This window comes from Microbacterium sp. (assembly GCF_031988965.1).
In the GTDB taxonomy this organism is placed as follows: Bacteria; Actinomycetota; Actinomycetes; order Actinomycetales; family Microbacteriaceae; genus Microbacterium.
The window spans coordinates 19,315-30,338 of the sequence record NZ_DALZXX010000005.1 but is presented as its reverse complement, the minus strand read 5'-3'; the positions used below and the strand labels follow the sequence as shown (position 1 = coordinate 30,338).

The following is an 11,024-nucleotide window of genomic DNA, read 5'->3' as shown; positions in this document are numbered from 1 at the left end:
ATGCTGACGACGGGCGAGAGCAGAGCCGCGAGGTTCGGATTCATCATCAGCAAGCAGGTTGGCACCGCAGTGGTGCGCAACTCCGTTCGTCGACGCCTCAAGGCCGTCTGCGCGGAGGCGCTCCCGCGAGTTCCCGAGGGCACGGATGTCGTCATCCGTGCCCTTCCTGCGTCCGCGACCGCGAGCTACGCCGAACTGAGTGCGGATGTGAACCGTTGCCTCGGGCGGTTGGCGCCGGTGACGACATGACGGCGCTCCCGGCATCCTCACTCGGAAGCGCACGACTGCAGCCCCGAGATCTGGTGCGCAGCATCCCACTGGTGCCGAGGAACCTCGTACTCGGGTTCCTGACCGGTTACCGGGCGGTGATCTCTCCGATGTACGGAGACGTGTGTGCCTATTACCCATCCTGTTCCGCTTACGCTGTAGGTGCGGTGCAACAGCACGGCGCCGTGCGGGGAACGATGCTCTCGGCATGGCGCATACTCCGTTGCAATCCCTGGAGCCACGGCGGCGTCGATGACGTCCGTCCGCATGAACACTTCCGCTATGACCTGACCGCCCGCGGTTTCGTCGTCCCTTCCCGAAAGGATTGATCGGTGGGTCTTGACCTTCTGTTCGCCAGCACCACGCCCTCGCCGGCGCCCGCCTCCGGCGGATTCGATCTGCTGGGGACGATCCTCTGGCCGCTGAAGTGGCTGGTCGAGCTCGTGCTCGTCGCCTGGCACTGGCTGCTGACGGCGGTGGGCCTTCCTGCCGCATCCGGTCTCACGTGGGTGCTGTCGATCGTCGGACTCGTGATCGTCGTCCGCGCTGCTCTGATCCCGCTCTTCGTGAAGCAGATCAAGAGCCAGCGAAAGATGATGGAAATTGCTCCTGAACTGCGAAAAGTTCAGGAGAAGTACCGAGGCAAGAAGGATCAGCTCTCTCGCGAGGCCATGAGCCGCGAGACCATGGCGCTGTACAAGAAGCACGGCACGACGCCGATGTCGAGCTGTCTTCCGCTCCTGGTGCAGATGCCGATCTTCTTCGCGCTGTTCAGCGTGCTCAACGACGTGACGAAGCACCACGCGGCCGGCATCGGTGGCGTCGGTCTCCTCAATGCCGAGCTCACCGAGCAGTTCTACGACGCGCAGCTGTTCGGGGTCGCATCCCTGCACGAGACCCTCGGCAACGCGGTCGACGCGGGCAACACCGTCGCGATCGTCATCCTGGTGGTCCTCGTCGTGCTCATGATCGCGTCGCAGTTCTTCACTCAGCTGCAGATCATCTCGAAGAACCTGTCGCCCGAGGCCAAGACCGGCCAGGCGTACCAGATGCAGAAGATCATGCTCTACATCCTTCCGCTGGGCTTCATCTTCTCGGGTATCTTCTTCCCGCTCGGCGTCGTCGTGTACTGGTTCATCTCGAACCTGTGGACGATGGGTCAGCAGTTCCTGGTCATCCGCGAGATGCCCACCCCTGGTTCCGAGGCGGCCAAGGCCCGTGAGGAGCGCCTGGCGCGCAAGGGCAAGGCGATCGATTCGTCGGGCAAGGTCGTTCCGATGGCCGCGTACGAGGCCGAGCAGCAGCGCCTGCTCGAAGAGGTCGAGAAGGCCAAGGCCGAGGCTCCGAAGCGTCAGCAGCCGGTCGGCAAGAAGCGAGCGAAGAAGAAGGGTGGCGGCGCGTGAGCGAGAACATGACGGAGACCGTCGAGCCCACCGTGGCTCAGCTGGAGAACGAGGGCGACGTCGCCGCGGACTACCTCGAGGAACTGCTCGACATCGCCGACATCGATGGCGATCTCAACCTCGACGTGCGTCAGGGACGCGCGTACGTGTCGGTGGAGGCTGAGGGCGATGGCCTGTCGCTTCTCTCGGCACCCGACACCGTGCAGGCACTGCAGGAGCTCACGCGGCTCGCGGTGCAGAACAAGACCGGTTCCTTCTCTCGTCTGATCCTCGACATCGGCGGATCGCGGGACACTCGGCGCCGCCAGCTCGAGACGCTCGTGAACGCGGCTGCGGCCAAGCTTGATGACGGCGCCTCCCAGGCATCGCTGCCCGCCATGTCGAGCTACGAGCGCAAGCTGGTGCACGATATTGCCGCTGATCAGGGACTTGTCTCGGAATCGTACGGTGAGGGCGCGGATCGTCACACGGTTCTGCGCCGTCGCTGATGTCGTCCGAGTCCACGGGGGCGGATGCCTACGTGACGAGCGTCGTGGAGACCGAGCCCGCCGTCGCGGGGGAGATGTTCGGCGATCGCATAGAGCTCGCTCGTCAGTTCACCGCCGCGCTGGCTGAGCATGGCGAGGAGCGGGGGCTGATCGGTCCCCTCGAGCTTCCTCGTCTCTGGACTCGACACATCCTGAACAGCGCGATCGCTGCTCCGCTCTTCAGCGGATCGGTCGCGGACATCGGGTCTGGAGCCGGTCTTCCGGGTATCGTGCTCGCGATCGCGCGTCCGGACGCCCAGTTCACTCTGGTCGAGCCGATGGAACGCAGAGTGACCTGGCTCAACGAGCAGGTATCGGCGCTGGGGCTGCCGAACGTCGAGGTCGTTCGTGCCCGTGCCGAAGAGGTTCAGCGACCCGGCGGCTTCGACGTCGTGACGGCTCGTGCGGTGAGTGCGCTGCGCACTCTCATTCCTCTCACGGCGCCGCTGGTCCGCGATGGTGGTGAGCTCACGCTGCTCAAGGGAATGAACGTGTCGAACGAGATCGACGCTGCTCAGAAGCAGATCAAGAAATTCCGACTGTCGAATGTGCGCGTCGAGGTACTGGGCGAGGGCGTTCTTCCCGAGACCACGCGCGTGCTGCGGGCCCGCGTGCGCTGACCGCTTGCCGGCGGTAACGGCGCGTAAGTCCCGCTAGGCAGTGCATCCGATCTGCAGGGATGCATGTTTCACGTGAAACATTTGCCGGGAGTGGAGGCGGGCCGTCTCGGGCACGGCTGCGAGACGAGCGGATTCTTCGCACCCGGGGCTTGCGTGCGAGTGTTGTCGTGGACACGTCACGGTCGCGTCTCCGACCGTGGGCAGTGTCGCGGGGAGGGGCAGTGGTCTTCGTCCTGCTGGGTCGACGCAACGAGCTCTCGTCGATGGGTGCTGATCTCATGCCAGTCGATCGCCCGAGCCACGACGTCGTTCGATGTCCTCTGACGTTCTACTGAGGGCCTGACCCTCGGAGCCTTGACCAGCTCGCAGGTATCAGGCTGTTTCACGTGAAACATAGAGTGCTGTCGACGAGCCTGAGAAAGCAATGCGGTGCGACGTCATTGGTGTGTTTCGCCGGCTCGATGGGGGATGGCTGCACGCGAATGCGGTGCGGCCGAACCTGCGCACGAGTCAGGCGCTCTTCGGATGCTTCTTTGACGCGTAACCATCCCGTGCGCGGTGTTGCATGGAATCAGAGTGTTTCACGTGAAACACTCGTTGCTGTGCTGGACATGGGACGAGGGTGGGTCTGACGCCAGGTCACCACAGGGAAGGGGCTGATCGAGTCTCGTCGTGGCGCACGATGCCTGGCCAGGGACGTCCATCTCTTCCCGCGGTCCCGACTGGAGTTCGCTTCTGGAAATGTCGCGGGGTATGTGCAGCGAGCACCTGCGCGTTGCAGGAAACCAGGATTGATGTGGGGTCCCCCTGGGGTCGAGGGACCAGGTGATTGCGACCTCCACTCTTGCACGTTTCACGTGAAACAAGCGTTGAGTGGAGCCCAGCCTCCAAGGAAACGATCATGTCTTCACTGACCCCGTGCGGCGACGGTGGGGTGGTAGCGGTGGTGGACCCGGGATTCCCAGCCACGGAGCGGGTGAGTAAACAACCGAGATAGAGAGGCGCGTCATGTTGCACGTGAAACACCGGAGTGAGATGGTGCCGAGCCTGCATGAAGCCGTGGTGGACCCACCCTTTCGCCTCTCGAGCCGGTGAACTGGCCCACCCCGGCTGCTGCGAACACCAGCGGTCAGCGCGTCGCCGTGTTTCACGTGAAACCTCAGCGACTATCGGCGGTCGGCGGTCGGCGGTCGGCGGTCGGCGGTCGGCGGTCGGCGGTCGGCGGGTGGCGCGTGGCGAGTGGTGGGCTATCGTCTCGGATGCGTGCGCGGATCTGTGGTGAATACCACCACTGACCGCGTGCTCATGGCACTGCAATCGATCGGCGTCCTGGGGCCGTGACAGGGAAGCCGCCGTTGGCCATCAGATCGAGCGGATTCAGGTCTTCGACGCTGCTGTTGCGCTGGGCTCGGCCGGCCAGGTCATCGATCCGCGCCCGGCTTATGAAGTATCGATCTCTGCCTGCCGGACGCGAACGGGTGAGTAGTGGGCTACCGAGCACGTCACACTGCTGGTGGCTCGATCTCTCGCGGGTGTTACTAGCTCGATGGCATGAGAATCAATGCAGCTGGTTGGTGAGGCAGGACAGTCGCGACGGGCAGCGTGAGAGCCAATCGATGGGATGTTTTACGTGAAACGGGTTTACAGGTCGATTCTCGTGACACGGTCAGCGAGCGATGACGCCGCCGGCGACGGTAGAGGTGTGAACTGAGCAGCGGTGGCGAGGGAAAACTGCGGCGCACAGCGTGCGGTGTGTAGCCGGCGGCACAAGATCACGCCTGTCGTGAGTCGGAGTGGTCTGTGTGGGGGGCGCGGTCGGAATCGTGTGCGGCCAGTCATCCAGGAGGTGAGGACGCAAGAAGGTCCACGGGCTTCCCAGCCGGGGAGCAGCAAGCGGCGAGAGGTGCCACATATGCCGGCCTCACCTGCGGCGCGAAGGCGCCAAGTCTCCGGGTGAGAGTCTGACCTCCGGCTGCTGTCCCCGCTCTCACAAGTGGGGGGCAGTGAAGATGGCGGGCCTCGGGAGGGTGGCGAGATGCCAAGCGTTACCTAGGTCTCACGTAGAGGGTGACGCCGATGACTCACCGTCTTGTGGCGACGTGGCGCCGTCATCCCGCGCATCGTGAGCTGTGAAGGCATCGCCCTTTAGCCGGTCGCGGAATGCGTGAGAAGAGTGTCGTGGCCCTCCTCGAAACGAGAGCGCGGAATCCTGGTGGTCATCCCGGGCATCGCGAGCTGTGGAGGCATCACCCTCGAGCGGGTTGGGGAGCGCGCGAGTAGTGTGGAGCGGCCATCCTCGCAAGAGGGCGCGGAATCCTGGTGACGCCCTCGCGAGAGTCTCACGAGTGTTGCACTCGTTCCCGACACACAGCGCTGAGGCCGCGCAGGGCAGGGATGGGGACGAGGGAAGCTACGGCGTGCCAGCCAGGGTCGGTCTGTCGAGTGTTGTCTACGTCCCGATCCTGCTTCGAGGAGCTCCCGATGTGTCGCCGAGAATGTGGGCGTCAGAGGGGCACAGGCGACGTGGAATGGGGGAGGGGGTAGGACCCCGGTCGGCAGGGAAAGCGGGCGCCGGTTGCGCGTTCCACGTGAAACATCGGCGTAGTTCGAGGCCGTCAACCCCTTCCTTCGTGGCTCTTGTCCTGCCGGATATGTCCGGTGCGTATGTTCGCCACCTACCGCGGTGGCGCCGTCCGTTTGGCGGATGAGGTGCGGATGAGTGGCGCGTGTGCACGCTGCTCCGACCTCGCGCTACGTCTAAATCGTGATGTGAAGGGGCAACTCGCGCTTCCCCAGTGAATGGTCTGTTTTGATAGCCGTGGAGTAGTGCTTTTGCACTTCGGAGAGAGATCTTCTCGCGATAGTGCGGCGAGGCGCTCACTTCTCGAGCGAGCGCTCCCAGATTGATCCTCTGCAGATAGAGCGCCGTTTTGGGCATTCTGGCACTGGGGTACCCGGAAACCACGTGAATCTGCGTCACCACTGATGATTGAGTACGCGCGGTCGATGCAACGGGTCGGATAGCGTGTCGACATGGCACGAGTTCTGATCACCGGCATGTCCGGAGTGGGCAAGTCAACGGTGATCCGGGAGCTCACCCGTCGAGGCGCCTTCGCAGTCGACACAGATGACCTCGGCTGGAAGGATTCCGTTGGGGACTGGATCACCGAAAGGATGACGAAACTGCTGCGGGCACATGATGATGTGATCGTCTCTGGAACCGTCGCGAACCAAGGGGAGTTCTACCCTTCACTCCATCACGTCGTTCTGCTCACGGCACCGCTCGACGTGATGCTGGGCCGGATCGAAGCGCGCGACGATAACCCGTACGGCAAATCGTCGGGGGATCGCGCCGAGATCATCGCGAACATGCACTCCATCGAGCCTCTACTGCGAGCGACGGCGACGCTGGAGCTTGACGCGACAGCACCTATCGGTGACACGGTCGACATCGTGCATGACCTCTACCGCCAACGTTTCACGTGAAACAACACGGAGTACGTCGACACGACTCGATCTCAGGATGGGTTGCACGGACGGCGTGCTCCTTCAGGAGGAGTCAGTGATCAGCCAGCGTCGACACCTCACCACGCCGCGCGCCGGGTGGGAGGACGAGAGTGCCGGAGGGCAGGTGTGCTCGACCGGATCCACAGGTCGGCGCTCATGCGGGGCAACGTCGGCCTCAGCGATTAGAGTGGAACACGGCCCCGAAAGGAGTGGATGTTTCACGTGAAACAGTCCGACAAGGCAACACCGAAGGATTCTTTCGGCATGGATACGCCACTCGCGCGCGAGATCGCCGACCTCTCGGCACGACGTCGGGTGCTCGATTCCGTGAAGGTCGAGTTCACGGGGGAGACCCGCGTGCTCACCGTCTCCAATCAGAAGGGTGGAGTCGGAAAGACGACGAGTGCGGTGAACATCGCCGCAGCACTCTCCGGGCTCGGGGCGAAGGTTCTCGTCATCGATCTCGACCCTCAGGGCAACGCTTCCACTGCGCTGGGAGTCCCACACAGCGGCGACGTCCCGAGCGTCTACGACGTTCTCATCGATGAGGTTCCTCTCGCCGACATCGTGCAGCAGAGCCCCGAGGACGCGAACCTCTTCTGCGCTCCCAGCACGATCCACCTCGCAGGAGCAGAGATCGAGCTCGTCGCGCAGGTGGCTCGCGAGCACCGCCTGCGCCGGGCTCTCCAGGACTACCTGGAGAGCAATCCGATGGACTTCGTCATCATCGACTGCCCGCCGTCGCTGGGCCTCCTCACGATCAATGCGTTCACCGCGGCCGACGAGGTCTTCATCCCGATCCAGTGCGAGTACTACGCACTCGAGGGCCTGAGCCAGCTGCTCGGCAGCATCCAGATGATCCAGAAGCATCTGAATCCCGACCTTCATCTCTCGACCATTCTGCTGACCATGTTCGACGGGCGTACCCGTCTTGCGCAGCAGGTCGCCGATGAGGTCCGCACCCACTTCCCGGACCAGGTGCTCGACACCGTCATCCCGCGCTCTGTGCGGATGTCGGAGGCGCCGAGTTTCGGTCAGACCGTGATCGCCTACGATGGGCAATCGGCCGGCGCTGTCGCGTACCGCGAGGCTGCCGTCGAGATCGCGTCGCGCACAGCGACGCAGAGCAAGGAGAAATGATGGCGAAGCGCACTGGACTGGGCCGGGGGATCGGAGCCCTGATTCCCACCGCTGACCAGGCTGAGCGTCCGGTCGATGTGTTCTTCCCCGGCGCGAGCCTGCGGCCTGCGACCGACCAGGCGGCCACGGTGGCGGAGGAGGAGCCCGACCTCGAGGTCGTGCCGGGCATCCACCTCATCCAGATCGATCCGCAGAAGATCGTGCCGAACCCCCGCCAGCCGCGCACGCACTTCAACCCCGAGGATCTCGCGGAGCTCGTGCACAGCGTGCGCGAGTTCGGTGTGCTGCAGCCCGTGGTCGTGCGGAAGAACTCCGAGGGCGAGTACGAGCTGATCATGGGCGAGCGCCGTACTCGCGCCGCCCGTGAGGCCGGGCTCGATGCGATTCCAGCTGTCGTGCGTGAGACCGCAGACGAGGACCTTCTGCGCGACGCCCTGCTCGAGAACCTTCACCGTTCCGAACTGAACCCGCTGGAAGAGGCATCCGCCTACCAGCAGCTCCTCGAGGACTTCGGGATCACCCAGGAAGAGCTGGCCACGCGCATCGGGCGCTCACGTCCGCAGATCAGCAACACCATCCGCCTCCTCAAGCTGCCTGTTCCCGTGCAGCAGCGCGTCGCGGCCGGAGTGCTCAGCGCAGGTCATGCGCGCGCGATCCTGAGCCTCGACTCCCCGGAGGCCATGCAGCGTCTGGCCGACAAGGTGATCAACGAGGACCTGTCCGTGCGCGCCACCGAAGCCGCCGCCAAGAGCCAGCCGTCGACGTCGGCCGGTCGTACGCCGAAGCCCACCCCAGGTGCGCGTCGCGCGTACCTCGACGAGGTGGCCGGCAACCTCGGAGACCGCCTCAACACCAGGGTCAAGGTGTCTCTCGGTGCACGCAAGGGCCAGGTGATCATCGACTTCGCGTCGATTCAGGATCTGAACCGCATTCTCGAGGAACTGGGCGAATCCGGCTTCGGACCGGCGTGACCACCCCCTAGAACACCAGTATTCCCATAGACTCGCGTGGTCACCACGATGAGGGGGAGTCATGTCCACGTCACAGCCCACGCCGGCTATTCAACGGAAGGTGATCGCGGTCAGCATCGCCGCGGCACTCGGAGGATTCCTCTTCGGCTTCGACACCGCCGTGATCAACGGTGCAGTCGACGCTCTGGCCGGTGACGTCTCCGGCTTCGATCTCGGCGTCGGGCTGAAAGGCTTCGCCGTCTCGTCCGCTCTGATCGGATGCGCGGTGGGAGCCTGGTTCGCCGGCCCCATCGCGAACAAACGCGGTCGCATCCCGGTGATGGTGGTGGCCGCGGCGATGTTCTTCATCTCCGCCATCGGCTCCGGCCTCGCCTTCAGCGTCGTCGATCTCATCATCTGGCGTGTGATCGGCGGACTCGGTGTCGGAGCGGCATCCGTCATCGCTCCCGCCTACATCGCGGAGGTCTCACCGGCCGCGGTACGAGGCAGGCTGGGCTCTCTGCAGCAACTCGCCATCGTCACGGGTATCTTCGCCGCGCTGCTCTCGGATGCACTGCTGGCGGGTATCGCGGGGGAGGCTGATCAGCCGCTGTGGGGCCTCACCGCCTGGCGGTGGATGTTCATGGTCGCGGCGATCCCCGCGCTCGTCTATGGGCTCGTGTCGCTCCGTCTGCCGGAATCTCCGCGCTATCTCGTGCGCAAGGGCGACCTGAAACGCGCGTCCGAGGTGCTGACCACCGTGACCGGAACCCTCGACGTCGAGGCGAAGATCAAGGAGATCACCGGCACCATCGATACTGAGCGCAAAGAGTCGCTGCGTGACCTGCGTGGCAGCCGCCTGGGCCTCAAGCCGATCGTCTGGGTCGGCATCCTGCTCTCGGTGTTCCAGCAGTTCGTGGGCATCAACGTGATCTTCTACTACTCGACCACGCTGTGGCAGTCGGTCGGATTCGACGAGTCGAGTGCTCTGCTCACCTCGGTCATCACCTCGGTGACGAACATCGTGGTGACGATCATCGCCATCCTCCTGGTCGACAAGATCGGTCGTCGCATCATGCTGCTGGTGGGTTCGGTCGGCATGACCGTCACCCTCGGCCTCATGGCCGTCGCATTCTCGTTCGGCACGCTCGACGCGCAGGGAACAGCGACCCTCCCCGACCCGTGGGCCACCGTCGCCCTCGTCTGCGCGAACGGCTTCGTCGTCTTCTTCGGCGCGACATGGGGACCGCTCGTCTGGGTGCTCCTCGGCGAGATCTTCCCGAACTCGATCCGTGCCGGAGCACTCGCCGTCGCTGCGGCCGCGCAGTGGGCCGCGAACTTCTTCATCTCGACCACCTTCCCCGTGTTCGCCGAGATCGGTCTGACCTTCGCCTACGGCTTCTACGCGTTCTTCGCCCTGCTGTCGTTCTTCTTCGTGTACTTCAAGGTTCCCGAGACCAAGGGCAAGGAGCTCGAGGAGATGACCGACGAGCTGACGGTGAAGCGCCGGGGCACCCGAAAGGCGACGTAGGCTGGAAGCATGACCGAGTCCGTTCCCCGCCGCGCCAGCCTCGAAGTGCTGCGTGCAGAGGCCTCGGACGAACTCGCCGTGCTGATCCAGGAGCGACTCCTGGGGGGAGAGGACCCCTGGGAGTTCATGGAGGAGCTGCCGAGCGTCGATGAGCTCGTCGTCTACCTGCTGCGCGCCGACAACATCACCGCGAACGACGGAGTGCGTCCGAGCGCCGCGCGGCACTACCGTGTGCTGCGGCAGATCGCCCTCGAGTACCCCGAGCTGACGCCGGCGGTCTGGGGGCTGCTGGACGAGAAGCAGCGCCACCGTCGCTGGGACCCGACGGTCGCCGACGCCTCCTGACACCGGTGGATCGGATGCTCGTCGCCTACGACCCGTCGTGGCCCGAGTGCTTCGAGCAGCTCGCCGCGGAGCTCCGCACCCACGGTGATGAGGCGTGGACAGTGGAGCACATCGGTTCCACGGCCGTGCCCGGACTGCGTGCCAAGCCCATCATCGATCTCGCGGTGCGGATCGCGTCCGTCGCCGATCTCGGGCGTCACCGGCCGGCTCTCGAGGCGAGAGGGTGGCAGATCGGCAGCGGCGTGCGATCGCATCCCGTGATGATCCTGACGGCCGGCGCGCGTCGCGTCGCGATCGCGCATTTCTTCGCCGCGGCGGACTGGGAGACCGTGAACCAGCGGATCCTGCGCGACTGGTTGCTCGGGCACCCCGACGACGTCGCGCGCTACGAGCGGGCGAAGGAGTCGGCCGCGGCGTCGGCGCAGGAGGGCACCGCGGCCTACAACGAGGCCAAGACGGCGGTGATCCAGGAGATCGTCGATCGCGCACGGGCGGCGCGCGGACTCGCATCCGTTCCGGTGTCGGACAAGGCCTGAGCCCGGTTCAGGCGTCTTGGCGTCCCGATCTGCGGACCTTGACCCGATCCGCGGGCGAATTCAGCGGAAACGTCCGCAGAACGGGACCGGATCCGCAGATCGGGGCGGGGGCGGGGGCGGGGACAGGGGCAGGGCGGCACAGGGCGGGGCGGGGATGCGAAAGGGCCGCCACCCGAAAGGGTGGCGGCCCTGAAAAAG

11 protein-coding genes are annotated in these 11,024 nt (G+C 64.8%); all 11 read left to right on the top strand.

Annotated features, from left to right (window positions below):
* Window positions 1-249: ribonuclease P protein component (gene rnpA / locus RTM68_RS03140; protein WP_312168124.1), on the top strand; the 249-nt coding region annotated here is incomplete at its 5' end.
* A complete protein-coding gene (gene yidD / locus RTM68_RS03135) occupies window positions 246-596 on the top strand; it encodes a membrane protein insertion efficiency factor YidD (protein WP_194764376.1) in 351 nt (116 codons plus the stop codon). The genes rnpA and yidD, both read left to right, overlap by 4 nt.
* A gap of 3 nt (window positions 597-599) precedes the next feature.
* Window positions 600-1,670: a membrane protein insertase YidC gene (gene yidC, locus RTM68_RS03130; RefSeq protein ID WP_312168123.1), complete on the top strand. Its 1,071-nt coding sequence runs from the start codon at window positions 600-602 to the stop codon at window positions 1,668-1,670.
* An 8-nt stretch (window positions 1,671-1,678) separates the two neighbouring features.
* Complete coding sequence (locus RTM68_RS03125) at window positions 1,679-2,158, top strand: R3H domain-containing nucleic acid-binding protein (RefSeq protein WP_274618097.1); 480 nt, start codon at window positions 1,679-1,681, stop codon at window positions 2,156-2,158.
* Window positions 2,158-2,817 (top strand): 16S rRNA (guanine(527)-N(7))-methyltransferase RsmG, encoded by a 660-nt coding sequence (gene rsmG, locus RTM68_RS03120; protein ID WP_312168121.1) that lies wholly within the window; start codon window positions 2,158-2,160, stop codon window positions 2,815-2,817. Before RTM68_RS03125 ends, rsmG begins: the two co-directional genes overlap by 1 nt.
* 3,033 nt (window positions 2,818-5,850) lie before the next feature.
* A complete protein-coding gene (locus tag RTM68_RS03115; RefSeq protein ID WP_312168119.1) occupies window positions 5,851-6,303 on the top strand; it encodes an AAA family ATPase in 453 nt (150 codons plus the stop codon).
* Window positions 6,304-6,588: 285 nt separating this feature from the next.
* Window positions 6,589-7,464, top strand: coding sequence for a ParA family protein (locus RTM68_RS03110; protein ID WP_312168116.1), 876 nt, complete (start codon window positions 6,589-6,591; stop codon window positions 7,462-7,464).
* Window positions 7,464-8,435 carry a ParB/RepB/Spo0J family partition protein gene (locus RTM68_RS03105; RefSeq protein ID WP_312168114.1) on the top strand — a complete coding sequence of 324 codons (972 nt, stop codon included), beginning with the start codon at window positions 7,464-7,466 and terminating at the stop codon, window positions 8,433-8,435. The genes RTM68_RS03110 and RTM68_RS03105 overlap by 1 nt, the downstream gene beginning before the upstream one ends.
* A gap of 61 nt (window positions 8,436-8,496) precedes the next feature.
* Window positions 8,497-9,945: a sugar porter family MFS transporter gene (locus RTM68_RS03100; RefSeq protein WP_312168113.1), complete on the top strand. Its 1,449-nt coding sequence runs from the start codon at window positions 8,497-8,499 to the stop codon at window positions 9,943-9,945.
* Window positions 9,946-9,954: 9 nt separating this feature from the next.
* Window positions 9,955-10,290, top strand: coding sequence for a tryptophan synthase subunit alpha (locus RTM68_RS03095; protein ID WP_312168111.1), 336 nt, complete (start codon window positions 9,955-9,957; stop codon window positions 10,288-10,290).
* Window positions 10,291-10,304: 14 nt separating this feature from the next.
* Window positions 10,305-10,826: a GrpB family protein gene (locus tag RTM68_RS03090; RefSeq protein WP_312168234.1), complete on the top strand. Its 522-nt coding sequence runs from the start codon at window positions 10,305-10,307 to the stop codon at window positions 10,824-10,826.
* The last annotated feature ends 198 nt before the right edge of the window (window positions 10,827-11,024 follow it).